Origin of the sequence: Caldifermentibacillus hisashii (genome assembly GCF_039654145.1) — a bacterium.
GTDB classification, from domain to species: domain Bacteria; phylum Bacillota; class Bacilli; order Bacillales; family Caldibacillaceae; genus Caldifermentibacillus; species Caldifermentibacillus hisashii.
On sequence record NZ_CP155467.1, the window covers coordinates 2,468,312 to 2,491,403 of the forward strand.

The 23,092-nt window shown below is 36.5% G+C and carries 40 protein-coding genes, 1 tRNA gene and 2 pseudogenes; 7 read left to right on the forward strand and 36 right to left on the reverse strand.

What is annotated here, in order from left to right; all coding sequences use genetic code 11:
* Positions 1-68 precede the first annotated feature (68 nt).
* From NSQ14_RS11865 to NSQ14_RS11985, 25 genes are all read right to left on the reverse strand, one after another.
* Complete coding sequence (locus NSQ14_RS11865; RefSeq protein ID WP_428831577.1) at positions 69-251, reverse strand: DUF3954 domain-containing protein; 183 nt, start codon at positions 249-251, stop codon at positions 69-71.
* A gap of 74 nt (positions 252-325) precedes the next feature.
* Complete coding sequence (locus tag NSQ14_RS11870) at positions 326-487, reverse strand: hypothetical protein (protein WP_346216376.1); 162 nt, start codon at positions 485-487, stop codon at positions 326-328.
* Positions 484-750 (reverse strand): hypothetical protein, encoded by a 267-nt coding sequence (locus NSQ14_RS11875; protein ID WP_346216377.1) that lies wholly within the window; start codon positions 748-750, stop codon positions 484-486. Before NSQ14_RS11875 ends, NSQ14_RS11870 begins: the two co-directional genes overlap by 4 nt.
* A 1-nt stretch (position 751) precedes the next feature.
* Positions 752-1,162: a DUF1064 domain-containing protein gene (locus tag NSQ14_RS11880; protein ID WP_340499663.1), complete on the reverse strand. Its 411-nt coding sequence runs from the start codon at positions 1,160-1,162 to the stop codon at positions 752-754.
* Between the two features lie 171 nt (positions 1,163-1,333).
* Positions 1,334-1,951, reverse strand: coding sequence for an HNH endonuclease signature motif containing protein (locus NSQ14_RS11885; RefSeq protein WP_346216378.1), 618 nt, complete (start codon positions 1,949-1,951; stop codon positions 1,334-1,336).
* Positions 1,952-1,961: 10 nt separating this feature from the next.
* The gene (locus NSQ14_RS11890) at positions 1,962-2,555 is read right to left on the reverse strand and encodes a dUTP diphosphatase (RefSeq protein WP_346216379.1); all 594 of its coding nucleotides are present in this window, start codon (positions 2,553-2,555) and stop codon (positions 1,962-1,964) included.
* On the reverse strand, positions 2,552-2,884 hold the full coding sequence (locus NSQ14_RS11895; protein ID WP_346216380.1) for a hypothetical protein: 333 nt from the start codon (positions 2,882-2,884) through the stop codon (positions 2,552-2,554). Before NSQ14_RS11895 ends, NSQ14_RS11890 begins: the two co-directional genes overlap by 4 nt.
* The gene (locus NSQ14_RS11900; protein ID WP_346216381.1) at positions 2,877-3,053 is read right to left on the reverse strand and encodes a hypothetical protein; all 177 of its coding nucleotides are present in this window, start codon (positions 3,051-3,053) and stop codon (positions 2,877-2,879) included. Before NSQ14_RS11900 ends, NSQ14_RS11895 begins: the two co-directional genes overlap by 8 nt.
* Entirely contained in the window at positions 3,050-3,289 is a 240-nt protein-coding gene (locus NSQ14_RS11905; RefSeq protein ID WP_346216382.1) for a hypothetical protein, read from the reverse strand. The genes NSQ14_RS11900 and NSQ14_RS11905 overlap by 4 nt, the downstream gene beginning before the upstream one ends.
* Positions 3,290-3,295: 6 nt before the next feature.
* Positions 3,296-3,487 (reverse strand): hypothetical protein, encoded by a 192-nt coding sequence (locus NSQ14_RS11910; RefSeq protein WP_346216383.1) that lies wholly within the window; start codon positions 3,485-3,487, stop codon positions 3,296-3,298.
* Positions 3,484-3,720, reverse strand: coding sequence for a hypothetical protein (locus tag NSQ14_RS11915; RefSeq protein ID WP_346216384.1), 237 nt, complete (start codon positions 3,718-3,720; stop codon positions 3,484-3,486). The genes NSQ14_RS11910 and NSQ14_RS11915 overlap by 4 nt, the downstream gene beginning before the upstream one ends.
* Positions 3,713-3,889, reverse strand: coding sequence for a hypothetical protein (locus NSQ14_RS11920; protein WP_346216385.1), 177 nt, complete (start codon positions 3,887-3,889; stop codon positions 3,713-3,715). The genes NSQ14_RS11915 and NSQ14_RS11920 overlap by 8 nt, the downstream gene beginning before the upstream one ends.
* Positions 3,886-4,263: a YopX family protein gene (locus NSQ14_RS11925; protein WP_346216386.1), complete on the reverse strand. Its 378-nt coding sequence runs from the start codon at positions 4,261-4,263 to the stop codon at positions 3,886-3,888. The genes NSQ14_RS11920 and NSQ14_RS11925 overlap by 4 nt, the downstream gene beginning before the upstream one ends.
* Entirely contained in the window at positions 4,256-4,438 is a 183-nt protein-coding gene (locus tag NSQ14_RS11930) for a hypothetical protein (RefSeq protein ID WP_341286877.1), read from the reverse strand. The genes NSQ14_RS11925 and NSQ14_RS11930 overlap by 8 nt, the downstream gene beginning before the upstream one ends.
* A complete protein-coding gene (locus NSQ14_RS11935) occupies positions 4,422-4,655 on the reverse strand; it encodes a hypothetical protein (protein WP_052522627.1) in 234 nt (77 codons plus the stop codon). The genes NSQ14_RS11930 and NSQ14_RS11935 overlap by 17 nt, the downstream gene beginning before the upstream one ends.
* A 1-nt stretch (position 4,656) precedes the next feature.
* On the reverse strand, positions 4,657-5,445 hold the full coding sequence (locus tag NSQ14_RS11940; protein WP_235370371.1) for an ATP-binding protein: 789 nt from the start codon (positions 5,443-5,445) through the stop codon (positions 4,657-4,659).
* Positions 5,411-6,358 (reverse strand): hypothetical protein, encoded by a 948-nt coding sequence (locus NSQ14_RS11945; RefSeq protein ID WP_041848444.1) that lies wholly within the window; start codon positions 6,356-6,358, stop codon positions 5,411-5,413. Before NSQ14_RS11945 ends, NSQ14_RS11940 begins: the two co-directional genes overlap by 35 nt.
* Before the next feature lie 15 nt (positions 6,359-6,373).
* Positions 6,374-7,075, reverse strand: a complete 702-nt coding sequence (locus NSQ14_RS11950; RefSeq protein ID WP_341286875.1) for an MBL fold metallo-hydrolase — start codon at positions 7,073-7,075, stop codon at positions 6,374-6,376.
* Positions 7,075-8,217, reverse strand: a complete 1,143-nt coding sequence (locus tag NSQ14_RS11955; protein WP_346216387.1) for a hypothetical protein — start codon at positions 8,215-8,217, stop codon at positions 7,075-7,077. Before NSQ14_RS11955 ends, NSQ14_RS11950 begins: the two co-directional genes overlap by 1 nt.
* Before the next feature lies 1 nt (position 8,218).
* Positions 8,219-10,204, reverse strand: a complete 1,986-nt coding sequence (locus tag NSQ14_RS11960) for an AAA family ATPase (protein ID WP_346216388.1) — start codon at positions 10,202-10,204, stop codon at positions 8,219-8,221.
* 92 nt (positions 10,205-10,296) lie between these two features.
* A complete protein-coding gene (locus NSQ14_RS11965) occupies positions 10,297-10,434 on the reverse strand; it encodes a hypothetical protein (protein WP_161792956.1) in 138 nt (45 codons plus the stop codon).
* 266 nt (positions 10,435-10,700) lie between these two features.
* A tRNA-Leu gene (locus tag NSQ14_RS11970) sits at positions 10,701-10,801 on the reverse strand.
* A 280-nt stretch (positions 10,802-11,081) separates the two neighbouring features.
* Positions 11,082-11,357 (reverse strand): hypothetical protein, encoded by a 276-nt coding sequence (locus NSQ14_RS11975; RefSeq protein ID WP_346216390.1) that lies wholly within the window; start codon positions 11,355-11,357, stop codon positions 11,082-11,084.
* The gene (locus NSQ14_RS11980) at positions 11,357-11,881 is read right to left on the reverse strand and encodes an XRE family transcriptional regulator (protein ID WP_346216391.1); all 525 of its coding nucleotides are present in this window, start codon (positions 11,879-11,881) and stop codon (positions 11,357-11,359) included. Before NSQ14_RS11980 ends, NSQ14_RS11975 begins: the two co-directional genes overlap by 1 nt.
* 72 nt (positions 11,882-11,953) lie before the next feature.
* Positions 11,954-12,097, reverse strand: coding sequence for a hypothetical protein (locus tag NSQ14_RS11985; RefSeq protein ID WP_346216392.1), 144 nt, complete (start codon positions 12,095-12,097; stop codon positions 11,954-11,956).
* Between the two features lie 69 nt (positions 12,098-12,166).
* Here NSQ14_RS11985 and NSQ14_RS11990 point away from each other — a divergent pair, with 69 nt between their 5' ends.
* Positions 12,167-12,373, forward strand: a complete 207-nt coding sequence (locus NSQ14_RS11990; RefSeq protein WP_343127988.1) for a hypothetical protein — start codon at positions 12,167-12,169, stop codon at positions 12,371-12,373.
* A gap of 43 nt (positions 12,374-12,416) precedes the next feature.
* Here NSQ14_RS11990 and NSQ14_RS11995 read toward each other — a convergent pair whose 3' ends face one another.
* Positions 12,417-12,692, reverse strand: coding sequence for a hypothetical protein (locus tag NSQ14_RS11995; protein WP_343127989.1), 276 nt, complete (start codon positions 12,690-12,692; stop codon positions 12,417-12,419).
* Complete coding sequence (locus tag NSQ14_RS12000) at positions 12,693-12,935, reverse strand: helix-turn-helix transcriptional regulator (RefSeq protein ID WP_343127990.1); 243 nt, start codon at positions 12,933-12,935, stop codon at positions 12,693-12,695.
* A 161-nt stretch (positions 12,936-13,096) separates the two neighbouring features.
* On the opposite strand from NSQ14_RS12000, the gene NSQ14_RS12005 reads away from it, so the two are divergent.
* The 6 genes from NSQ14_RS12005 (at position 13,097) to NSQ14_RS12030 (ending at position 16,280) form a co-directional block, all read left to right on the forward strand.
* Positions 13,097-13,528 (forward strand): helix-turn-helix transcriptional regulator, encoded by a 432-nt coding sequence (locus NSQ14_RS12005; protein ID WP_343127991.1) that lies wholly within the window; start codon positions 13,097-13,099, stop codon positions 13,526-13,528.
* On the forward strand, positions 13,521-13,814 hold the full coding sequence (locus NSQ14_RS12010) for a hypothetical protein (RefSeq protein ID WP_343127992.1): 294 nt from the start codon (positions 13,521-13,523) through the stop codon (positions 13,812-13,814). Before NSQ14_RS12005 ends, NSQ14_RS12010 begins: the two co-directional genes overlap by 8 nt.
* A 21-nt stretch (positions 13,815-13,835) precedes the next feature.
* The gene (locus NSQ14_RS12015) at positions 13,836-14,258 is read left to right on the forward strand and encodes an ImmA/IrrE family metallo-endopeptidase (protein ID WP_346216393.1); all 423 of its coding nucleotides are present in this window, start codon (positions 13,836-13,838) and stop codon (positions 14,256-14,258) included.
* A gap of 63 nt (positions 14,259-14,321) precedes the next feature.
* A complete protein-coding gene (locus NSQ14_RS12020) occupies positions 14,322-14,837 on the forward strand; it encodes an ATP-binding protein (RefSeq protein ID WP_343127995.1) in 516 nt (171 codons plus the stop codon).
* A 17-nt stretch (positions 14,838-14,854) separates the two neighbouring features.
* Positions 14,855-15,901, forward strand: coding sequence for an N-acetyltransferase (locus NSQ14_RS12025; protein WP_343127996.1), 1,047 nt, complete (start codon positions 14,855-14,857; stop codon positions 15,899-15,901).
* Positions 15,879-16,280, forward strand: coding sequence for an ASCH domain-containing protein (locus tag NSQ14_RS12030; protein WP_343127997.1), 402 nt, complete (start codon positions 15,879-15,881; stop codon positions 16,278-16,280). The genes NSQ14_RS12025 and NSQ14_RS12030 overlap by 23 nt, the downstream gene beginning before the upstream one ends.
* A 108-nt stretch (positions 16,281-16,388) precedes the next feature.
* Here the strand turns inward: NSQ14_RS12030 and NSQ14_RS12035 are convergent.
* From NSQ14_RS12035 to greA, 9 genes and pseudogenes are all read right to left on the reverse strand, one after another.
* Positions 16,389-16,742, reverse strand: a pseudogene (locus NSQ14_RS12035) (sigma-70 family RNA polymerase sigma factor); the annotation flags it as partial.
* A 258-nt stretch (positions 16,743-17,000) separates the two neighbouring features.
* Positions 17,001-17,237, reverse strand: coding sequence for a YrhC family protein (locus NSQ14_RS12040; RefSeq protein WP_034771233.1), 237 nt, complete (start codon positions 17,235-17,237; stop codon positions 17,001-17,003).
* A gap of 318 nt (positions 17,238-17,555) precedes the next feature.
* A pseudogene (locus NSQ14_RS12045) lies at positions 17,556-17,927 on the reverse strand (ABC transporter permease); the annotation flags it as partial.
* Positions 17,834-18,022 carry a hypothetical protein gene (locus tag NSQ14_RS12050; RefSeq protein WP_346217137.1) on the reverse strand — a complete coding sequence of 63 codons (189 nt, stop codon included), beginning with the start codon at positions 18,020-18,022 and terminating at the stop codon, positions 17,834-17,836. The pseudogene NSQ14_RS12045 and the gene NSQ14_RS12050, both read right to left, overlap by 94 nt.
* 29 nt (positions 18,023-18,051) lie before the next feature.
* A complete protein-coding gene (locus NSQ14_RS12055; RefSeq protein ID WP_346216394.1) occupies positions 18,052-18,726 on the reverse strand; it encodes a response regulator transcription factor in 675 nt (224 codons plus the stop codon).
* 167 nt (positions 18,727-18,893) lie between these two features.
* Positions 18,894-19,586, reverse strand: a complete 693-nt coding sequence (gene mtnN, locus NSQ14_RS12060; protein WP_034771237.1) for a 5'-methylthioadenosine/S-adenosylhomocysteine nucleosidase — start codon at positions 19,584-19,586, stop codon at positions 18,894-18,896.
* A 14-nt stretch (positions 19,587-19,600) separates the two neighbouring features.
* The gene (locus NSQ14_RS12065) at positions 19,601-20,290 is read right to left on the reverse strand and encodes a YrrS family protein (RefSeq protein ID WP_041846226.1); all 690 of its coding nucleotides are present in this window, start codon (positions 20,288-20,290) and stop codon (positions 19,601-19,603) included.
* Positions 20,291-20,601: 311 nt separating this feature from the next.
* A complete protein-coding gene (locus tag NSQ14_RS12070) occupies positions 20,602-22,359 on the reverse strand; it encodes a peptidoglycan D,D-transpeptidase FtsI family protein (protein ID WP_095141281.1) in 1,758 nt (585 codons plus the stop codon).
* A gap of 255 nt (positions 22,360-22,614) precedes the next feature.
* Entirely contained in the window at positions 22,615-23,091 is a 477-nt protein-coding gene (gene greA, locus NSQ14_RS12075; protein ID WP_041846225.1) for a transcription elongation factor GreA, read from the reverse strand.
* Position 23,092 lies beyond the last annotated feature (1 nt).

Genomic DNA, 23,092 nt, shown 5'->3' on the forward strand with positions numbered 1-23,092 from the left:
ATAAAAAGGACACCAAACGACGCGTAAAGCGTTCATTCAGTGCCCTGGGTGTTTCCCATAAGCTAGTATTAAAATTTAATGTCAGTTTCTAATTTCGCATTACAAGGTTTATGGCCTTGCCAACTAATTATTTGTTTTCCGTGACCTGTTTCAGGTTTTAAAATTTTATGGAGCTTTCCATCTTTCACAATATAAACTGCATTTTCCATAAGGCTAACCTCTGCTACCATATTTTCTGTATCTATTTTCAACCGGACCACTCCCATGCTAAAATAAATATATCGAGTACATTCGCCGGGAGTGATCCTGGCTTTTTTTATATTTTTCACCTTCTTATTTTCGGTATTTCCGGTCCGCCAAATCTTTTGCAATCCCGCCCAAACCTGCTACTACACTTTCTATACAACGGACAAAACCAAGCACATGTCATTAGCCGGTCTTCCTCTTTCATCCACGGTTTCCGGTCATCAAATATGGATACATTCATACGTTATACCCCTTTTGCACGAGTTCATTAATTTCCTCGTTTAGACGCTTGATTTCTTCCCTTGCTTTGTACAGCTGATTTTCAAGAAAAGCGTTATACGATATCGCTTGGTCTTTAGCCTTAAGTGCATGTTCTAGTTGTTCTCTTAATACCTCATATCGCTTTGTTATTGGCTCATTCTTGCCAATTAAGCTTGTCTTGGTATTATTTATCTTGGAATCTACTAAAACATCATATGAGCCATTTTTGATGACTGACGACATATTATTTCACCTTCTTCGCTTGTTTTCTCCTTTTCTTTAATTCTTCTAGTTCAATCCATCCCCCATATTTCTTGACGTATGTAATTAAGGTGAGTTTATGGGGATATCTCTTTTCAAACAGTTTTTTCTTAATTTTGAAGGCCTCTGTCTCCATCCCTTTCACGTCCACAACCTCGATTGTTCCATCTAAGTGATGTATTTCAAAGTCGGCAATGTACTCTATTTTTCTATAAGTTCTAGCGTTTTTCTTGAACGCTTCTTGGAGTAAATACCTTGGCTGGAGTCGGAAAAACAGTATTTCTTTATGCTCCTGCAGCCATTTCAACCGTTGGTAATACCTAGCTTCAATCTGTGAATCGAATGTATATCCGTCTAGTTCTACTTTCTTGGAGTTATATTTTGTTGCTGTCACGTAACCCATTCCTTTCACAAAACATCAAGCACGAAAAACCGTATTTATCTCGTTTGATGTCTCCCGCAAGATTCCAGCCACGCTCTTTGTGGGAATTTATGTTATTTGTAAAATTTGTTTCTGACATAGCATTAACGATTTTGTAGATTTTTCCGTTTTTTATCCATGCCATTAGTAACCACTCTCTTGTCTTTCAAATTCTTTTGTTAGCTTACCTCGTTTGAATCTGGTCGGTTTCCATATCCGACCTGCAATTATGTTTCTAACCGTACTTGGGGTTAGGTTGTATTTTTTTGCTAGTTCATTCGAATGTATTCCTTGTTCCCCTAGCCTTTTTATTCTTTGGGCATCCGATTCTGTTATTTTTTGCGTTCCCGGAAGAACAACCCGCCTTCCTTTTCGATCCATATCTCTAATATTGTCTTTTGGTGTCCCTAAAAATAGGTGTCTAGGGTTTACACATTTTCTGTTATCACATTTATGGCAAACCACCATTCCTTTTGGTATTTCTCCGAAGTGCAGTCTATAAGAATACCTATGCGCATAAACGTTTTTTTGCTTTTCTTTAAGCTGGCCATAACCATTTGGCATCAAATAACCCTTCCATTCCCAGCAATCGGAATCTGAATTTTTATCTACTCTTTCCCAAAATGCCTTTTCCACATTGTAAGGTTTTCTTCTCCTTACTCGATTGCTATGCCCTTTGATAAATTTTGGCTTATATCTTTTATGGTGTTTTTTATAAGGTATCTCTTGCCCACAGCCGCATTGACATATGAACCTTTCCAAATATATCACCTCAATAGCCATTGTTTTGCTGTTCGTGATTTATGCGATTTTTCTGTAGATAACTTTGCTCAATTTGTTCCCAGGTGAAACCAAGCATTTCACCTAAACCGATAAGTAAATCAAAAGCTCGTTGGTAGTTATACATTTGGTTGTAGTAAAACAGACTTGATAATTCACCAAATAATGCATGAAATTGACTTATTATTGAACTACCAATTTTGAATGAGTGTCCCCATTCTTTTTTTGTTTCCATTTCCAACCCGATACTCAGTATGAAATGCAGGCAATCGACGTATTCTTCAAGAAGTGGGTTATATTCTTTGTAAACATCTCCCTCACATCTACAATCAGGGCATACACCAGTACCATCATCACCTGAACCATTACACCATTTGCACTTTGTCTGTTTATAATCTTTTATTCTCGGCTCTTGGTCCTTACTCCAATACTTAAACCCTCGCCATTCATTAGCCAATTCTCCAAGTTCCACCTGTAAGGCAAGGATTTTCTTTGCTAACCTGTCCTCGCCATCTTGTACAGGATGTTCTTCATAAATGTGTTCATCTAATTGCTTTTGCAATTCAAATAGTTTTTGTAAGTTCATTCTTTATCCTCCAATGCTTTGAATGCTACATCAGTAACCTTGTCTAATTCCCTTTCCGCATCCAATCCTTCTGAGTTCCAATCAGCATTTGATATTTCTTCCAATGCCCGTTTGTAGCGTTGATTTTGTTCTCTTAACTCTTGGTTCGTCATGTAATAAGATTGAGCAGTATCTTTCCATTCGTCTCTTTCTTCTTCCAATTCCTCAACACGTTCAGCTTGTTTGATAAGCCAATCAATATCTGAATCTGCTATACGATTAGCTATTGAGTTTTCTATTGCCCATCGGTATATTTCTTTGATTTCTTCCATCCGTTCTTTATCAGTCATGTCGCACCTCCAAAACAAATTTATCCTTTTCCACATTTTCGCCGTTCTCGATAAGTGGAAAATACAAACTTCCCGGCTCATTTACGTATTCAAAAAGTTGTACCGTTTTAGTATCGGGAAGTAATAACGCCCTAATCGGTTTTCCTTTGTATGTTCCTTTTACTATCATTCTTTCCCCTCCAACGCTAGCAACTGCTGAACTTGGTCCAAATAAGTACCTGTTTCGGTCTCTGTTCGACTCCATATGTTTAGCACTCTATAAGCCGCATTCAGCTCTCTGTATGCTTCAACTGTTTCTCTATTGCTATCCATTAAATCAAGTAATTCGTTTGCGACTTCATAATCAGTCAGTTTTTCATCCCAAAAGATTTTGTTAACTTCAAACAATAATTTATTTGCATTCATTTGAATTCACCTTCCAATGTTTTTTTTGTGCAATTGTTTTGGATTGATAATCACCGTTCTTCCTTCTGTATCAACGCCTTCAAAATATCCAACTTGTTCAATCTGTTCATTCCACATAACTTTGAATTCGTCTTTCGGTACGTCAAAGATATGTTCACTTGATGCGCCGTTGAACGTGACAGATACTAATGTTTTCAATTCTTCTCCCTCCATTCCTTCAACGTTTCAACAAATATTTGGAACGTTTCTTCTTGACGAGTCGGATCGCTTTTCATCATGCCTTCAAACATGGCTTTGATGGTTTCCTTTTTGCGTCCTTTTCGTTCTTGGTGTTCTTGCACATCTTTTTCAAACTGTTCCGGGCATAACCCGTACTTACTTGACGGGTCAGCCCAATTTCTCTTATTTTTGCCATAGATGTATCTACTCAATTGGATCCTCCAAAACAAATTTATCTTTTTCTACATTTTCTCCGTTCTCGATTAGTGGAAAGTACAAACTTCCCGGCTCATTTACGTATTCAAAAAGTTGTACCGTTTTAGTATCGGGAAGTAATAACGCCCTAATCGGTTTTCCTTTGTATGTTCCTTTTACTGTCATTCTTTCCACTCCAACAATTCTGGATTTTCGTAAATGTTGCCGATAACTTCGACACTTTGAATGTCACTATCATCCAAAGGAATTGGTAGCAATGCATCTTCAATGTCCGTCAATTTGAAAGCACCGCCACTAAACTTTACAACGTCGATAGTTCCAAAAGGCTTCCCGCTGTAAGTAACCGTTTCGCAAATATCGCCCTCATAAATCTCCTTGCCGTTCTTGTCTTTTAAACCTGTGTATTGCATTATTACTACTGAGCCATTTGGCATCGGAAATTGCTTACCTTTTAGAAACCATTTGTTTTGTGCAAATCCATAAACTTCATACATTTTTTCATCTGCCTTATGCCATACTCGAAACTTTATCTCACGCATTAAAATCACGTCCCATTCTTTTTAATGTCGCTAACAAGCTTTTAAGTTCGTAATAATCAAGGTCATATAGATTAATCGCACCGTCACCATCAACACCTAAAGCAACCAATTCACTGATGATATGACGTTTTTTCAGTTCGTTTATTGCGTTCACAGATCTATACAGCATTCCCATATGGTTCCCTCCTTGATAATTCAAATTGGTTATTTTCGTTTCGAACTACAATCGCCTTATCGTAATGATTGTAAAAATCATTTGTGTCATTAAAACGTACTAACGCTGATAATTCGTCATCAATCGTGTAACAGACTGTCTTTGATTGAATTTTGCCTTCCTTCTCCCAAAGTATCTGAGAGAAAGGCTTTTTTTTGAATCCAATTATTTCAACCATGTTAAGCACCACCCTTCACAAATTGCCTTTTCCGAAAATCCGTGCCATTCATTTTGATCAAGTCGGTGTTTATCAACATTCTCGAGAATATTCGTCCCATGTCTTTTGTTATTTCGAATTCTGAAGATGATAGATTGGTCGTATAAATATTGTGTTTTCCGGCACGCAGGTCGATAATCTCAAAAAGTTTTTGCATAACCCAACCTGATGTTTCTCCTTCAGCGCCAATATCGTCAAAGACTACTAGGTCTACCGTAGCTAAAGAGTTAATGATTTTCTCTTCACCGTGTTCACTGTTCTTGTTGTATGTATTTCGAATCTTGGTGAGTAGTTTAGGTGTCGAAATGAATATCGTTGTATATCCTTTCGCTGTTAAAGCTTTGGCAATTGAAACCGATAAGTGACTTTTGCCGGTACCAAATGAACCTTGAAACAATAGATTCTTAGGGTTCTTTATATCAAACTCACATACGTATTTTTTAGCCTTTTCAAAGGATTGACTAAATTCACCGGGAATAAAATTGTCAAATGTCGCTTCTCTCAATGACGGGTTGATTAAGCTGTTCTCCTCAAATATTTTCATCAGTCGTGCTTTCTTTGCTTCTTGTTGTTGTGTTTTAATAATGCCAAGAACCTCACAGTCACAACCTTTTTTCGTTTCAAACCACTGTCCTTTTTGGGGACCGAATAACATTTTCATCTTGATGACTTGTACCTTATTTCCGCACCCGTTACAAACATATTCCTCAATAATTTCAGAATCCGTAGTCGTATTTATAATTTTCTTCACCGACTGCACGATCTATGACACCACCTTTGTTTTTCAGTTTTATCAAGCCACGCCTTGCTTCATGTTCGTCTGTGTTCCGTAGTATCCCAAGTGTGTAATTTTCCCTTTTGTCGTCATGTTTTTCTACGTGAGTCCATAATGCGTAATGTATTTGATTTACAGAGTATTTACTGATTTTTTCTATAAACTTGGCCAAAATTTTTGCTGATATTGTGCATGTTTGTCTCGTTAGTCGAATACAATCAAAGTAAGAAATTAAAACTTTACGTGATGTTCCAGACGGTAGAGCGTTGATTTGCAACGCAAAATCAACAAAGATTTCAATGTCTTGTTTAGATGACAAATTATTGTTTTTAACTTCTGCTTCGTCGATGATCGACGTTATGTTTTTAATGTTTATGTTGTTATTGCTGTTTATGTTGTTAACTAATATAAGTAGAAACTCGGTAATTTTCGGATTGCTTGCGTGTTTCTTGTGGTTTGCTTGTGGATTTCCAATTTCTTCCATGTTGTCACCCCTTGATAAATCAGGATTTGCCGATTCTTTCCCTTGTGGGTTGCTTGTGTGTTTCTTGTGGATTCCTTGTGGGTTCTTTTCCCCGTTTTTCTTGTAATTTTCAAGTTTTTGAAACCAATCATAATCCACAATTTCCACCAAAATACCTTGTTTTTGGTACATAGTTTCAGTCTTGATATAGCCCGCTTGTTTTAGACGATTCAAGGAACTGTAAATCATATCCCTTGTCCATCCTGTTTCTTTTGACATCTCTGAAAGATTAAGTTTCATTTTGCCGACATTATCGGTATAATCAGCCTCTTCAATCAGATACGAATAAATCATCCGATCCCTTAAATGTTTGAATTGCAATCGGGGCTGGATCACGAACCCCGACGGCTGTATTTGATTTTCCATAACCCCGATCACTCCTCACGGTACAAAAACAAGTTTGCCGGTTAACTCTTGTATTTCGCGTTTAAATTGTTCTTCATTGCTATTGTTATCCGATAAGTGTAAAAGCCAAATTTCCTGTACTTTCGATAAGTCATTCGCTTTTAAAAACTCCTTGACGTTTTCTAAGCTAAAATGCGACCGTTCAAGACGTTTTTTCATCACTTTTGGAACCCGACCATTTACAATGTTTTGAACAAGAATCTCCCTCGAGTAATTGCATTCGACCATTATATGTGTAATGCTTGGGAATTTGTATTTGACATAGTACGTGTCTGTAATAAACAAAAGCTTTTCGCCAGACTGATTCTGCAAAAGAAATCCAAATGGCTCTGAAACGTCGTGCTGAACGTCAAATGGTAATATGGTCCAAGTGCCTAAAGTGAATTGTTTTTTCACCGCGACCTTTTTAATTCGGTGATGATTTATTCCTATCGCTGTAGCAGTCCCAGGTGACATGTAGCAATTTATCCCTGCTTTTAATACGTCATTTAAGCCGCCACAATGGTCTTTATGCTCGTGGGTGACCAAACACCCTACTAAGTTAGAAGTCTTGAAATTGAGCCGTTTTTGAACGTCTCTGAACCTGATTCCGCATTCGAGGAGGATTGGGGAATAGCCATCCGTTACATAGTAGCAATTCCCCTTGCTTCCTGTTGCCAATGTCTTAATCTCAATCATTAGAATCCCGGTCCTTCTGTTCCGGTTGCTTCAAATGTCATTTGCTCTGGTTCAGACGCTTTATCAGAAGTTAGTTCTTCTTGTTCTTCATTAACAGGACCATAATCAATAACTTCCGCTTTTGGTTGTTCAATGGTCGGAACCTCTTCAAAATCAAGGACTTCACTGTTCGCATTTTCATTGATTTCTTTCCGTACTCGTTTGTAATCATCGTCTGTAGCTTCATCATAAGTCATGCTTACAAATGCATTGCCGAAATCCTTTGTGTATTTTTTCGTGACGTTATTTCGCATTTTTCGAATAATCATAGATTCACGGCTTTGCTTTTCTCTCCAAGCTGGGCTGATATAATCAGCTAATGATTCCTCGTCTAGTGCTTTTTCAAGTCCAAGACTTTCGATTTTGTCGATTATCTCTTTTTTCTTTGCGTTAATTTTCTTCTTTTGTTCAGGTGTAGCATTATAACGGTCTTTTGCAATACCGAATGTTTCATTCGTCAAATTATTGTTTACGTGTGCAATTAGGTTTTTTATAACATCCTCGCGTTCGGAAATAAGGTATTCAATATTTCCATTCGATTTTTCGATAGGGTAAACAACCCGAACAACTTTACCTTTTCCAGTCGGGCGCCACTTTGGAGGTGTTACTTCGATACCGTTATACATTGGATATTCAAATTCATCATTTTCCCGAACTAACCAATAGTTGTGTACTGTTTTAACATCTCGTCCGAAATTTGCTAAAATCGCATCGTTGCCATCGCCTTCGATACCCATTTCTATTTGTTTTACCCATTTGTCTATTGGTTTTCCACCGCTTGGATTCGGTACGGCCAACTTCACATTTCGCAATTGGAAATAAACTTCACGTGGACTAGCAGATGCATTCAGCTTTAATGCTGCAACTTTCAACAAAATATCTGTGATATTGTTACGATCTAAATCCGGACTATTCCAACTAATTCCTTTTGTATCCAAAACATTGTTTATAGCGGCAATCGCGTTCATTACACATGTTTTTTGATAATCGTCCATGCGAATGCCATTTCCAGTTAATTGTTGCTCGATCATAGGGTAGAAGGTGTCGGACACCTTAGCTAATCCTGTTTTAAAAGTTTCGTGTGTTGCTATTTCATTTGACATATTAGATTGCCTCCTTCATTTCTGTTGGTACTGTTTCTACACGCAATTGCTTGTCTTTCTCACTTACAACTAAGCTAATTACTTGTGTATCGATATCTAATAGTTTGGTAACTGCTTCGGCATTATCGACAAAGATTGGTGCTTTAAATCCGTAATGCTCGGATAACGTTGCAATAATATCAAGCCCTACATTGATTTTTGCGGCGTTGTTTAACCCGGAATCATACGGGACACCGTCAAATGTCGTTACGCAAACTTCTTGTAAACCCCCGTTGATTTGTTGATCAAACAATTTAAAGCGAGCATATTTGAACTTGCTATTAATCTTCTCTTCCAAGAGATTCACTTTTGCCCGAATGAATTCTTCAGTTAGGAACAGTTCGTGTTCCAACTTCTCGAATTCTGCGGTCAACTCCCTCTCTTGCATTTCTAACTCTTGAATACGTTGTTCAGTTTGTTTCAGGATGGAAAACTTACCCAAGTCAGCATTTAGCTGATCACGTTGTTGTTTCAGTTCTAAAATTTCCATTTGAACTGATTGAATGGATTCATTAGCTGATAACTGCAATTCACCGATTTCTTTTTGTAACTGTTGTTTTTCTTGAAGTTTAGCCACATACAGAGGATTCTCTGTAATGTCAATGATCGTGCTTTTAACTGCTTGTAATTGAGTTTCAAACTTGCTTATAGCCTCTTGTTTCTTGGCGACTTCTGCTTTCAATTTGTCAATTTCTTTAAGTAGCTTTTCGTTATCATTTAAGAGTTTCTGTTTTTGGACAGCGCCATTTTTGCCCTTATTTGTGATTTCCTCTAGTTTTTTCGACTTTTCTAAGTTAAATTGCGCAAGTGCTTTTTCTCTTGCGGCAATAACTTGATCTTCTGGTAAGTCTTGTCCACACGTCGGGCAAGCGCATAGTTCATCATGCGTAAACTCTTGGCTGTTAATTTGTGACCAATCGGTTCTCCACGCTTCTAATTGTGCTTCAATCTGTTGAATATTCTTTTCGTTATAACTAATTTGCATTTGGATGTTTTTAGCCTTGGAATCAAGCAAACTTATATTTGATTCTTCCTCTTGTATCCGCGCTTTTAGCTTGTATAATTCGTCTTTAGAGCCTGCTTCATGTTGTTGTTTGATTTGCAAAAGTTCAATTTCAATTTCTTGGATTTGCTTTTGCTTTTGAGTGATAGCAGCACCATTCCGAATGTTGCTGATCAGGTCTTGTTTTTCGTCGATTTCAGCATTAATTTGACTGATTTGTGCTTCTAATGCTGATTTATCAAGATTGCTTAAATCAGGCAGATTATGATTGATTTCATCAATCCGTACCGGTATTTTTTCAAGTTGATCATTAATTTCTTTTCGACGGGCGGCAATCACTTTTCGATGGTTTTCAATTGTCCGTCCATTTAGGACGTCAAGTAACTGTTCTAATTCTTTGTTACTTGCAATAACTTCTTCGTCTGTAATGTCTCCACAAACTTCCAATAAAACTTTCCGGCGGTCTTGCCACTTTAATTGCTCGTTGAAATAACTTGGACTTGTAAGGAGTTTGAATACATCCTCACTGATTAAAGACGAAATCAGTTGATCATATTCCTTTTTCTTTGCTGGCACGCCATCAATAAAGTAATCCGTCGTATGACCTGTAAACTCAGAAACCGTTGCACCTCGTTTTTTTGTCCACTTTTCAGAAAAAACCTTTTTCAAAGTTAATGTTTTCCCGTCAACTAGAAATACAGCTTCCACTTCATGGTCTAGGTTATGAATTACCTTTCCTGACTTGTCCAAAGTTTTGATGGAAAAATCTTTGCGGTTATTCGAATCCTTATCAAACAGTAACCATACAAAGCTATCGAACAAAGTTGTTTTACCTGTTGCATTATCACCGAACACCCGGACATTATTTCCGTTGGCTTTTAACGAGAAACTTTTTATTCCCTTAAAATTTTTTAGGTTTAATTCTAGTAATCGAATCTCTTTCACTTTGTTACCCTCCTTGTTTTTAAACCAAAATTAGGTTAAAATGACGGTAGATGAATATTTTTAAATTCCCTACTCCTGTAGCTGCAGGAGTTTTATTTTTGTTCCAGTAAATCTACTTCATGACTGAATTCAATTTTGTCTGTACTGCATAGAGGACACCATGATGGTTCTTCGTTTTCTCGAACTGCAAATTCATGGTCATCACAGCAAACATAAACGTCTAGTTTCACTAGTAATCCTCCTTAATGATTTGTTCTCCACAACCACATTCCTTGCAATACCAGCCGTCTTCTCACTCTACTTTCCCGTATTCGCCACACTCGGGGCAAACAGTAACATTTAACATTGATAAACCTCCCTTCATATGTACTAATGAGGTAGGCAAGGATTTGCACCTTGCATGACAGCGATCGTCCAGCCCAAGCCTATTTCCACTGCCTATACGCTGGCCTCATTAAGGGCGTGCTTTAGCGTTTACCTATTCCGCCACTACCCCTGGTGAGGGAAGTGGGATTCGAACCCACAATGGAGATATTCGCCTAGGATTTATTACCTCCACCCATCTAGTGGGCGCCTTTACCGTTTGGCTATTCCCTCATAGCTAGAATCGTCATTTTGATTGACATTTAAGCCAATCAACACGGTCACAAGGATTTTTGAAGTTGGAGGCATCGGATACCTCATGACCGTGTTGACGGGCTCAAACCCGCCATGGTACAATTTATTTGTTCAGAATTTGTTTACCTGCGATAGTTGTTTGCCGACGACTATCGCTTTTTCATCTTTTCCTCTTTGGCTTCTGCTCGCATGATTTTGTAGGACACTATCATTCCTAAACTCACAACCCCTAATAGATAAATGTCAGCAAAGTCCATATTCATGCCCCCAGTTCTTTCATGATTTTTAAAGCCTGTTCACACTCTAGTCTAAAAATCCGATCTACCGATTTGATTTTTTTCGCCTGCTTATAAACTTTTATACTCATAGCGTCTATAGTTGTGACGAACAATAAACTAATCCAATGTTCGTTTTTATGGTTGATTTCAAGTTTCCATTTCAAGCAAAAATCTTCTGCGGTTTTAATTTCGTTTTTCACAATGTCTGCTGCTTCCTGACCGTACTTATCTTTAAACTCTTCGTAGTTAAAGTCCATCAAATCCACCCCTTCGATTTCCAATATGGCACCCTATTACGCTTGCATTTTCTTAAACTAAAACCATATTCTTTTGCTAAAACTGCGAGAAGATTATTGATAAACATATCTGCGTCAAGTAATTCACTTATGACTTGTTCAATCCGTACTTTCTCCTCTTTTGTTGTTTCATTTGGAGGTTTAGCCAAACTAACTTCATCTAAAATTTGTATTACTTCTTTTACTTGCTGAATCGTCATTTCCTCGAATGATAACCTGTGTGGATCAATCGCCTTACCATTGGCAACCGGTGCCGTATAACCCTCACTAAATTCGTAAAGTAGTTGCATGATAAACTCTGGACTGTCATATGTAGTCATCGCTGACTTGGCAATATCCTTTTGTAATTTTCGGTGACCGTGTTTGATATTGCTGACTAGTTGAGGTGAAACGTTCAAATCCATTGCGATTTGAACTCCCTCAAGTCCTTCCTCCTTTTGCAGCGTTTCGATTGCTGACGCTGCGTAAACAGATTCTTTTATCAAACTTCTCTCCCCTTTCAATTGCATAGAAGCATAGGTTTTTATATGCTCTCTACGGATATAAAATTAAGATAGTTAAGAATTAATAACTTTACTCGGTTGATAGCTGCCGTTTTCAATGTTGCGCTTTGCTATCTTTATTAAATGTATTTGGGCGTCACGTTTAACTTTTTCAATCAAAGGGCCTTCAATGAAAATGATTTTTCGATCTTGTTTCATTTAGATTGCCTCCTTTAAAGGTATTTCCTCGCTTCCTGTCGAAATATGACTGGGAGGGAGGTGAGAAACATGGCATACCGAAAAGAAATAGCTCTTGAAATTTGTGAACTGATTAAGAACGCTCCTAAAGGCCATTCGGAATATGTTTTAGAACATTTTGATCAGCAAGATGTAGCTGATACTGTTAATCGTCTTCGTTTTGAGTACCCAGACGAAGTGCTTGAAGAGACTAGGATTTATATGACAAACACAGCACCTATATCAATTAATAAGTAGTTACCTATCTTCCTCTTGAACCGCCATTCAGGAGGAAGTAAACTTAATAATCGATTTTATCCAATCCTAGCGATTCAGCTACTTCTTTAGTTATTAATCGATTATGGTATTGCACAAATACCTGTGGTTTCTCGTATGGGTCTAAAACGAAATCGATTTTACCAATGCCTTTTCCCTTGTTTTCGTCACCAGCACCAGCTCCAAATTTCAGTCCATTAATGATTATGAGTTGTGTTGCACATTTTTCGTCACCAACCATTTTTAGTTGGAAGTCACGAAGTTTTTCTGGTGGAATTTGTTTTGTAACAATGTTTCCCAACTAGATCACCTCCTTATGCTGTTGATTTTTATTACACTCTACGTGGAATTCAAGCTCAAAAAAAATTGATGCTGATACACCTAGTATCTCTGCGATTCGCTCTAATTCTGTTGTAGTTATTGGTCTTTTACCTAGTTCTTTCATGTTGTACCCAGAGACACTCATGTTTAATTGTTTTGCTATATATGTTTGCGAAATACCTTTTGATTTTCTATACATTCTGATTTTCTCGTTGAGTTTCATTAATTCACCACCTTTAATCCACATTTCGTGTAATCTTATGTCTTTATTATAAATCCACTTTTAGTGAAAGTCAACTACAAATTTAACTTTTTGTGGATTTTGTTTAACATAGCGTGAATAATTGCTATTATTAAAGTAATAATAATGTGAGGAAGATACATATGAGTCTCGGACAAAGATTAAAAGCCGAAAGAGAAAGAAGAAATTGGTCTCAGAAGTTTGTTGCTGAAAAAGTTGGAATTACGAATACTGTTCTTTCTAATTACGAAAGAAATTATAGGGATCCAGATACAGAAACATTAAGAAAACTTGCTGATTTATATGAAGTGTCAGTTGACTATCTACTCGGTAGAGATAGTAAAAATGACCTCCTTGAGCTGACAGAAAAAGACGAACGGGACATAGCAAAACGTCTAGAACAAATTCGTAATGATTTGGAGCATACAGATGGTCTAGCTTTTGATGGTGAACCAATGTCAGAGGAGGCAAAAGAATCTTTCATGGAGGCCATGGAATTTATTGTTCGTCAAACAAAAATTATTAATAAAAAATATATTCCTAAAAAATATCGAAAGGGGAAAAATGATGAGTGAAAAATTACTGCAACAAATACTAGAGGAATTAAAAGGTATGAAATCACAATTCGCTGATTTTAAACAGGAACAGGAAAGAACAAACCAACGTCTCAGCCATATTGAAAATGATATTCCACAAATCAAGCAAGCAGTATTGGAGACACTGAAAAAGGTAAACCGGTTAGAAGAAACACAAGAATTATTAATCAAAGGACAAGAACGTCAAGATAAAATATTGGAATCACTTGCCCTTCGCTCTTTAGAACAAGAAACAGAACTTCGTGAAATAAAACGAATCAAGTAAACATGTATATGGGTTGATGGTATGTCTTTTATTTACGACAAGGTAAATCAGTTAATAAAAAATCATAAAACGAATAATCCGTTTGAAATCGCTGAACAACTCAATATTCATGTTCATGAATTACCTATGTGCGAAGAAATAAATGGATTTTACAAATATGAAAAAAGAAACCGTTTTATTATTATTAACGAATTTTTAGATTCTCAGCGGAAGCGTTTTGTTTGTGCCCATGAACTTGGCCATGCGGTATTGCACACAAAATCGAATACACCCTTTTTAAGGGCTAACACATTTTATTCCATAGACAAAATTGAACGTGAAGCAAATGAATTCGCTGTTAATCTATTGCTCTATGATAAAAACTTAAAAGATTACCAAACTAAGTTTGATGTTTTAAGAGAAAACGGAATTCCGTATGAGATGGAACGTTTTATCGAAAGTTAGGTTGTAATGGATATCAAAGTAAATTTTATATTATAACAAAATAAATTCCAGGGTGGTATTATTATGATCTTTGTAGGTGGAATACACGGCGTTGGAAAAACATATTTTTGCTCTGAATTGTCAAGGAAACTAAATATACCTCATTATTCATCAAGTCATCTAATTGCTGAACAAAAGAAACAAAAGTTTAGCTCAGTAAAATTGGAAAGCCAAATTAATAAAAACCAAGATTATCTATTTAATGCTCTAAAACAATTAGATAATATAAATTTCTTTATTCTAGACGGACACTTTTGCCTTTTAAATAGCAAAGGTAATATTACCAAAATATCAAAAGGTACATTTATTAAGTTATCACCTAAACGAATCATTGTTTTAATAGATAAACCAGAGAATATTTCAAAAAAATTATTCGAAAGAGACAATAAAATTTATGATCCAAATTTGTTAAAGGATTTTCAAAATGAGGAACTAAATCACGCAAAAAATATTGCGAATATTCTCGAAATAGATTTTGATGTTATTGAAATGTATGGGGATATTGAAAATCAATTAAAGAGGATAGGTATATTAAATTAAAATAAGGAGGAGTAGTAATGAGTAACTACTTACAAAGAAGAAAATTTAATGAAATTAATTTACTTGACCCTTTTTTTAATTCATTAAAGGAAGACTATCCAGACTTTGAACATTGGTTTAAGAGGAAAGAAAATGAAGAAGCATACATACTTTTAAATAATAACTTATTAGAAGGTTTCTTATATTTAAAATATGAAAACGGTCCAATCCAAGATGTAAAACCCACTATTAACTGCAATAAAGCACTAAAAATTGGAACGTTGAAAATTAACCCACACGGAACTAGATTAGGGGAAAGGTTTATAAAAAAAGCACTCGATTATGCTATTATCGGTAATGTTGATGTTTGTTATGTTACTATTTTCGAAAAGCATGCAGCCTTATTGTCCCTATTGGAAAAATATGGGTTTGTCAGATATGGACATAAAGAAAATGTAAACGGTAACGAATTGGTACTTATTAAAGATTTAAAAAGGATTAAAAATGATGTTCTATTAGACTATCCATTAATAAACCCGAACAAAAAACAAAAATTTATTTTATCTATATATCCCAAATATCATTCAGTTATGTTTCCTGATTCTATCCTCAGAAATGAGAATGTAAATATATTGGAAGATGTTACATACACAAATAGCATCCATAAAACCTATGTGACTAGAATGCCAGTAAACCAAGCAAATAAAGGAGATATTTTTATAATTTATCGAACAAAAACACCCGGACAAAGTGCTGAATATACTTCTGTTGTCACATCAGTTTGTGTTGTAGAAGAGGTAAAAGGACAAAATGAATTTTATAATTTCGATGCTTTCTATAACTATGCAACAACTTACAGTATTTTTGACAAAGAAGAACTAAGAGTGTGGTATAATAAGGGAGATTGCTACGCTGTTAAAATGACATACAATGCTGCATTAAGTAAAAGGTTAATTAGAAAGAGATTAATTCAAGAAATCGGATTAGAACGAAATAGCTATTGGGGATTTTTCCGGTTAACAGATGAACAGTTTTATCGTATTTTAAAAGAAGGTGGAGTAAGTGAAAGTATTATTATCAATTAAACCCGAATATGTTCAAAAAATTATTAAAGGAACAAAAAAATATGAATATCGAAAGCGTATTTTTAAGAAGAATGTTGATTCAGTAGTTATATACTCAACAATGCCTGAGGGGAAAATTATTGGTGAATTTACAATAGATGAAATTATTATGAATTCTCCAAAGGAAATCTGGAATCAAACATATTTATTTTCTGGAATTTCCAAAGACTTGTTCCTAGAATATTTTTCTGGACATGATGAGGGTTTCGCTATCAAGATTAAAGAATTCATTAAATATAAAGAGCCCATAAATCCTAAGCAACTAGATAAGAATTTTGTTGCTCCTCAATCCTATAGATACATAGATGATGAAACTTCTTTGTCATTACAAGAAAGTTAAGTTAATTTTTCTTTATACGTTTGCCCAATTCAAGGGCACTTTTTTTTTAGTTATTTTATATCACATTTGTAACGTTAACATTTTTATAAAAAGTTCTTTTCTCTAAACTATTGACATTAGATTCTCGTTTTCAATGCATCTGGCTGCATATGTAGCTAATTTCGTTCCTTTTCCTTCTGAGAAGCTTTCAATCGCTTTGATTAGACCGATTGTACCGATCGAGATGAGATCCTCTTGATCCTCGCCGGTATTCTCAAATTTTTTTACTATATGAGCGACAAGCCTTAAATTATGTTCGATCAAAATATTTCTTGCTTCCATATCCCCCTCTGCCATCAATTTTAAATATTTCCGTTCTTGGGCAGGTGATAAAGGTTGCGGAAAGGCATTATTTTTCACATATGAGACAAAAAACACAAGTTCTTTAAACAGGACGGCCAGTGCAGAAAAAATTCCTGACATGTATCCACCTCCAATGAAATTTCCATTGCCTATAAGTTATACCTATGTTGGAAATCCCAAAAAAGTGTATGTCCCGCTAAATTACTTGATATTCCGATTTTTTAAATTGCAGTCTTTGCAAAAACCAAACCACCCAATGAAACTTCCTTCAGTGGGGTTTTCTTCATCCCCCACCTATCTTTTTTGTAAACTCAAAAATCTTAAGGTGGGATAAAAGGAAAGGATTCCCCACGTTAAGCAAAAGCGGGGAGGAAAAGGTTAATCATCATCTGTATCATTTAATTTCTTTTTACATGCTAACGCCATACCGAAGAAGAGTAATGCAGAAATAAGACTTATTGTCATTGCGGCAATGACGATATATTGATTTGTGTTTGACAGTTGTCCGCCTTTTAAAAATAAGCCGATATATAAAAATGTACTGATGGCCGTCAACACAACAGAATAATTTTTATAATCTTGCAACTTACTTGTCAGTTGTTCCACCTTGTTCATTTTCTCACCTTCTAATCTATTTTATGTTAATAGATTAACATGAAAAATAGAAATTGTATTGTTGAAAATATAGGAAAACTTGGGGGAAAATCTATTGAACTTTGCGTCAAAATATTAACATCAGAGGAACAGACTTTGATTAATAAAGAGGTTTATGTAAATTTTATATTTAATAAACTTTCGTTAACTTAATGTTGATTTTCTAATTGAATAGTTGCAGGGATGTTTTGAGTCAAGTATGTTACTCACCGCCTTTTCTGATGTCTTTGCAAAAAAAGCACACAGGATAACCTTAATATCCTATGTGCCCAGTATTATTTAAATAACAGCCTGAATCTGCTTTGTATAGAAAAAGCGGACAATGAAAAAGTAGATTATTTGAATAATCAAGAATACACCTAATACCATTACGGATTCCTTAAATATATTAAACTCAAATAGATTGGATAATGCCGTTAACGCAACCGCTCCATGAATAAGGGCAACGATGATGGGAGCGAAAAAGAGAATAGCTGTTTGTCTGGTTAAGACCTTCTTTAGCTCCTTCACTGTTAGACCCATTTTGGCAATCGATGAGAATTTTTGCTTATCTTCATCTAGATCCATATACAAGCGGAAGTAAAGGAAACTTCCGGCTGAGACAAAAAAGACAACACCGATAAATAATCCAACGAATAAAATCGGTCCGTAAAATAGCCATCTAAAAAATAAATCGCCAATATGACAAAAAATTGAATGATTTGTACGAAAATTAATAGAGCATGTTCTCTTAAAAATAGTTTCATTGTCCTTCACCCTTGATTCGGGAAATATTTCAGCGATATCCTACTCCTCTAACTGTTTCAACGGCGCCTTTCATACCGACAGCTTCAAATTTTTTACGGACTCGGGTAATGTTCACATTCAAAGTATTTTCATCAACATACATTTGGTCATCCCATAATTTTTCAAGTAAATCTTCGCGTCCGGCTACACGAGGATATCTCTCAATTAAACTTTCAATAAGATCAGCTTCCCATTTAGAAAGGGGTACTGCTTTATCTTTAACCGTTAATTTCAGCCTCTCCGGATAAAGCTTTATCCCTTCTAGTTCCAACACACGTTCCTCAACCTGAACAGCGTATTCTCCATATGCTCGACGAAGCTGACTACGAATTTTTGCGATGACAATTTCCGGGTGAAACGGTTTTGTAATAAAATCGTCGCCTCCATTTTCTAACGCCATTACCTGATCCATTTCCCCAACCCGTGCCGAGATGAAAATAACAGGACAAATTGATTGTTTGCGTATTTGGCGACACCAGTAATAGCCATCATAGCTGGGTAAATTAATATCCAGTAAAAAAAGATCCGGTTTATACTTTTGAAAATGCTCCATCACATGATCAAAATCGTCCACGATAGATGACGCAAAGCCGTATTTTTGTATGTATGCTTGCAGATGCTCAGCAATTTTAGGGTCATCCTCAATAATCAAAATCCTTTGCATGAAGCCCACTCCTTTCGCTGTGAACGATCCCATATATTTTACATTATATCTATACACCTTTTTCATCGTGTTGGTAGCGGCATGATTTTGGCTGCTATGTTGGTTTCTATATTCAAAAAAAAGCTGACATCACCGCTACAAGTTTGATGACGTCAGCCCCTTATCGTTTACAATTTTCGAATGATCTCGATAACAAGATTAGCAGAGTTCAGTGCGGCAGTTTGTAAAAATTGTTCAAATGATAAATCCGATTCCTTCCCGGCAATATCAGATAATGCCCGAATGATGACAAACGGGAGTCCGTACTGGTATGCGACTTGAGCAATCGCTGCCGCTTCCATTTCCACCGCTTGCAGTCCCGGAAATTTTTCAGCAACCATTTGAACACGGTCCGGATCGCTCATAAATGAATCCCCGGAAGCAATCCGTCCTTTTTTTACTTGAATTCCTTCAAGACTTCTGGCCGCTTCTTCTGCGACCTGAATTAGTCGTTCATCCGCTTGGTAGGCGGCGGGCATTTGGGGAACTTGGCCATAAGCATAGCCAAAAACCGTTGCATCAACATCATGATGACAAACATCATCGGAAATAACAAGATCCCCTACATTTAATTCCGGATTTAATCCTCCAGCGGACCCGGTGTTAATAATCAAATCAGGATGATAACGTTCAATTAAAATCGTTGTCGACATAGCAGCGTTCACTTTACCGATTCCTGATTTTAACAAAACAACATCTTTGCCTCCGTATGTTCCGGAACTAAACTCACTGTTTGCAATTATTTCCGTCTTTTTATTTTCCAGTTGATTTCTTAATATGATAACTTCTTCTTCCATTGCTCCGATGACAGCTATTTTCACCTAAGACACTCCTATTACTTTTTAAATTCTTTTAGTTGTTCCAGCTTGGTCGGTTTCCAGCCTTCTCCATCAACCCAGTCGAGATAAACTCGATAAATCAGCCCTGTATCCTTCGTGGAAATGGTGCCGACAGCATTTTTATTAGGTTCGCCACCATTTCCGATCCACAATACCGTCATATTACCAACATCCACATTCGTTGCATAGCTAATTGCCTTTAACATTTCTTGCCAATCTGTTGATCCTTGATTATATTGAGTAATATGCTCTCCGGTTTGACTAGTTCCGACCGGCTTCCAATTTGGGTTAATCTTTGCTTCGATAACATTCGGATCATTGCTATTAACCTTAATGACATCTTCTTCATCCGGCGAAGTTTCGTTTTCCTCCTCTGAAGATTTTTCTTCGGATTCTTTTGCTTCTTTGTTTTCTTTTTCTTTGTTTTCTTTTGCTTTCTTTTCTTCACTCTTTTCTTTACTATCTTTCTGTTTGTTAGCTGTCTTATCTTTTATAGTTGTTTCGGTCGATTGATTTGTATCTCCTGCAGTCTCTTTGGCATTATTAGGTGAAGCGATAATCGACCAACCGACACTGATAATTAATATGAAAACTATTGCAATAGAAATATTTAAAATCAGGTTTTGTTTCTGTTGCTTCGTTTTCTTTCTGCGGCCTTGTCTTGATTGTGGATTATTATTTGCCATCGATATTCCCCCAATCTGATGAAAAATAGATCCGATTCCATTATGTAGCTATGTTAACATAATTGTACAGTAAAAATTTTGTAACATTCCTATTACGTTAAAGTTATTGATCGAAAACTATCGATGATCATACGTTTTTAAAGTGAAATTGGTGCTGTCCTAAAAGTATAGTTTCGGTGGCGGACGCTTCCCGCGGGCACCTTCACTTCAATCAACCTATTTTTACTGTCTGGACAGCTCCTTAGTTGAATTATGCGGGCAGTTCATCCACCACCTATCTTCTTTTTACTCGAAAATTTTGAGGAAAGGGTCTACTGCCCGTTAAGCTGGGACAAATAAGTTACCATATCTTGAAAGATCGGTGTTACGGAACCATCTGTTGATAAAGCATCCAAATAAACAACCGCCAAAGCATATTTGGGTTGATCAAAGGGAAAATAGCCGACAAACCATTTGTTTACATATTCCTGACCATTTTCATTATACCGATATGTTTGAGCTGTCCCTGACTTACCGGCTACTTCATATGGCAAATTTTTTAAATATCTTCCGGTTCCTTCTTCATCGACAACAACTTCACGTAATAATTGCTGGAGTTTACTTATAGTATACGGCGCCAAGGTATCACCCTTCAATTTTTTTTCGGGAAACTGATACAGGGTAGTTCCGTTTTTATAACGGATTGAAGAAACGGCGCGTACCATTTTCTTTTCTCCTCCCCTGGCAATCGTAGCCATCATATTGGCAGCTTGCAACGGAGTAATTCGAACATTTTGTTGACCAATCCCGGTTTGAGCAACCAGTTTACTGTCTTTCCGTTCCGCATCAGATAAAAATATTTGTCCTTTTTCTTCATCTGTCAATTGTTTAAAATCGTCAAAATGATAAACATCACCTTGCCAGCCGACTTCTTCAGTCAGGCCCAATTTTTTTGCATATGTTTCAATCATATTCTTGTCAATCTCATTTAATTCCTTTGCTAAAGTTGCAAAAGTGTTATTACAACTGACAGCAAAACTTTTTGTAAAATCAATCATTCCGTGCTGAAATTGTTGATCGATCTCACCATGAATTGTTCGACTGCAATCAAATGTCCGGTTTTGCGGTACTAATTGAGCGTCAATGGCAGCTGCAGCAATAACTGTTTTAAATACCGAACCGGGGATTTGCGCTGTCAGCATATAATTTTTCGCTCCATCATTTTCATAGGGATTTGATTCGTTCATTTCCGGACGAGATACGGAAGCAATAATGGAATTCGTATCGATATCAAGAAGGATCAAGCCACCCTTTTTCAATTTATGTCGTTCGGCTATTTCTTCTGCCTTTTTTTGAATTTCGCCGTCAATGGTTGTTTGAACATTAACCGGATAAAACGGGTTTGAAGGGTCCGTATATTTGACATCAATACCGAAGAGAGGCCCCCCGTGACCATCCACATGATAAATCAGTTTCGTGTTTTCCTCCTGTAATAAAAACTCATCAAAACTTTTTTGCAGACCGGAAATTCCGATATTTGTATTTTTAGGTATGTTTTTCTCCGGATAACGAAGACTGATTTGCTTTTCATTTTGTCCTACGAGGCCGATCAGTTGTGCAGCCGGTGGTATTTTTCGATCATACTGTTTTTTCACTGCAAATACGCCCGGAATTTTCAGCTGATTAATTGCCTTCATCTGGGTTTCGGTTAAAACGATTGGTTCAGGTTTACCAAAGACGATTGGTTCTTCTGCCGCTTCAAGGGCTTGTAAAATCTCATTTTCCCGAACACCAATGATACTTGCCACTTTTTCTACATCCCACTCCATTTTTTTTAAAAACGGAAACAGAATTAATGATGGAACAGCTTCATAAGTTAAAGGGACCATGTTACGATCGTAAAATTTTCCGCGTCCGTTATCAATCACCATTTCCTGTGAACGTTGTTTTACACTTTCCTCGATTAAATTTATATTACGATCTGTAAAACTTTTTGTTTCAAACAACTGAATTTGTGACAGTCTGCCGAGAAGGACCGATAAACAAATGAGAAAAATCGTTCCTATTATGATAAACCGCTTGTGAATCACTGAAAATCACCCCTTACCATTGTTGACGTAAGAGGCATAATTTAACCGGGGTTTCATCATAAGAAAAGGATGGGACTGCTTTCGTAGCTACCGATTTAAAGCTAATAAACTTGTTGAAAAGCCGTTCACCGATATTTTGAGTCTAACGTATAAAAAGAGCCGTTACCATCTGTTTATCTCCATGAAATCCGAATGTATCACGGAGAAACATGGAGAGTATAAAGATGGGACGGCTCTGGCAAGTCTAGACAACAATTATTTCACAGCAACAATTTTGACGTACATTTCTCCACCGGGAGTTTGTACGGTTACTTCATCACCGATTTTTTTGCCGATAAGGCTTTTTGCAATCGGTGAGTCATTGGAAATTCTCCCTTCAAACGGATCGGCTTCCGCACTTCCGACAATCGTATATGTTTCTTCTTCTCCATCAGGCAACTCAATAAAAGTAACTGATTTTCCAAGTGTCACTGTATCGCTGTTAGCCTCATCACCCTCGATAATGACAGCATTACGAATCATCGTTTCAAGCAAGGCAATCCGTCCTTCAACAAACGCTTGCTCATCTTTCGCAGAATCATATTCGGAGTTTTCAGATAGATCTCCAAAATCTCTTGCAATTTTAATTCTTTCGACCACTTCTTTCCGCTTAACCGTTTTTAAATATTCAAGTTCTTGCTCGATTTTCTCCTTTCCTTCTTTCGTCATTGGGTATTGTTTTTCTTGTGCCATT

Excerpts from the sequence above, each read along its gene's own strand:
- NSQ14_RS12055 (WP_346216394.1), bottom strand. The coding sequence starts at position 18,726 with ATGCAAAGGATTTTGATTATTGAGGATGACCCTAAAATTGCTGAGCAT.
- greA (WP_041846225.1), bottom strand. The coding sequence starts at position 23,091 with ATGGCACAAGAAAAACAATACCCAATGACGAAAGAAGGAAAGGAGAAA.
- NSQ14_RS12000 (WP_343127990.1), bottom strand. The coding sequence starts at position 12,935 with ATGAAACTCAACGAGAAAATCAGAATGTATAGAAAATCAAAAGGTATT.
- NSQ14_RS11935 (WP_052522627.1), bottom strand. The coding sequence starts at position 4,655 with ATGGTTGAAATAATTGGATTCAAAAAAAAGCCTTTCTCTCAGATACTT.
- NSQ14_RS11900 (WP_346216381.1), bottom strand. The coding sequence starts at position 3,053 with ATGATAGTAAAAGGAACATACAAAGGAAAACCGATTAGGGCGTTATTA.
- NSQ14_RS12015 (WP_346216393.1), top strand. The coding sequence starts at position 13,836 with ATGTCTTTTATTTACGACAAGGTAAATCAGTTAATAAAAAATCATAAA.
- NSQ14_RS12065 (WP_041846226.1), bottom strand. The coding sequence starts at position 20,290 with ATGGCAAATAATAATCCACAATCAAGACAAGGCCGCAGAAAGAAAACG.
- NSQ14_RS12025 (WP_343127996.1), top strand. The coding sequence starts at position 14,855 with ATGAGTAACTACTTACAAAGAAGAAAATTTAATGAAATTAATTTACTT.
- NSQ14_RS11930 (WP_341286877.1), bottom strand. The coding sequence starts at position 4,438 with ATGGGAATGCTGTATAGATCTGTGAACGCAATAAACGAACTGAAAAAA.
- NSQ14_RS11920 (WP_346216385.1), bottom strand. The coding sequence starts at position 3,889 with ATGACAGTAAAAGGAACATACAAAGGAAAACCGATTAGGGCGTTATTA.
- NSQ14_RS11895 (WP_346216380.1), bottom strand. The coding sequence starts at position 2,884 with ATGACTGATAAAGAACGGATGGAAGAAATCAAAGAAATATACCGATGG.
- NSQ14_RS11925 (WP_346216386.1), bottom strand. The coding sequence starts at position 4,263 with ATGCGTGAGATAAAGTTTCGAGTATGGCATAAGGCAGATGAAAAAATG.
- NSQ14_RS12005 (WP_343127991.1), top strand. The coding sequence starts at position 13,097 with ATGAGTCTCGGACAAAGATTAAAAGCCGAAAGAGAAAGAAGAAATTGG.
- NSQ14_RS11890 (WP_346216379.1), bottom strand. The coding sequence starts at position 2,555 with ATGAACTTACAAAAACTATTTGAATTGCAAAAGCAATTAGATGAACAC.
- NSQ14_RS11950 (WP_341286875.1), bottom strand. The coding sequence starts at position 7,075 with ATGATTGAGATTAAGACATTGGCAACAGGAAGCAAGGGGAATTGCTAC.
- NSQ14_RS12050 (WP_346217137.1), bottom strand. The coding sequence starts at position 18,022 with ATGAAACTATTTTTAAGAGAACATGCTCTATTAATTTTCGTACAAATC.
- NSQ14_RS12040 (WP_034771233.1), bottom strand. The coding sequence starts at position 17,237 with ATGAACAAGGTGGAACAACTGACAAGTAAGTTGCAAGATTATAAAAAT.
- NSQ14_RS11905 (WP_346216382.1), bottom strand. The coding sequence starts at position 3,289 with ATGAATGCAAATAAATTATTGTTTGAAGTTAACAAAATCTTTTGGGAT.
- NSQ14_RS11875 (WP_346216377.1), bottom strand. The coding sequence starts at position 750 with ATGTCGTCAGTCATCAAAAATGGCTCATATGATGTTTTAGTAGATTCC.
- NSQ14_RS11985 (WP_346216392.1), bottom strand. The coding sequence starts at position 12,097 with ATGAAACAAGATCGAAAAATCATTTTCATTGAAGGCCCTTTGATTGAA.
- NSQ14_RS11870 (WP_346216376.1), bottom strand. The coding sequence starts at position 487 with ATGAATGTATCCATATTTGATGACCGGAAACCGTGGATGAAAGAGGAA.
- NSQ14_RS11975 (WP_346216390.1), bottom strand. The coding sequence starts at position 11,357 with ATGGACTTTAACTACGAAGAGTTTAAAGATAAGTACGGTCAGGAAGCA.
- NSQ14_RS11990 (WP_343127988.1), top strand. The coding sequence starts at position 12,167 with ATGGCATACCGAAAAGAAATAGCTCTTGAAATTTGTGAACTGATTAAG.
- NSQ14_RS12010 (WP_343127992.1), top strand. The coding sequence starts at position 13,521 with ATGAGTGAAAAATTACTGCAACAAATACTAGAGGAATTAAAAGGTATG.
- NSQ14_RS11955 (WP_346216387.1), bottom strand. The coding sequence starts at position 8,217 with ATGTCAAATGAAATAGCAACACACGAAACTTTTAAAACAGGATTAGCT.
- NSQ14_RS11945 (WP_041848444.1), bottom strand. The coding sequence starts at position 6,358 with ATGGAAAATCAAATACAGCCGTCGGGGTTCGTGATCCAGCCCCGATTG.
- NSQ14_RS12020 (WP_343127995.1), top strand. The coding sequence starts at position 14,322 with ATGATCTTTGTAGGTGGAATACACGGCGTTGGAAAAACATATTTTTGC.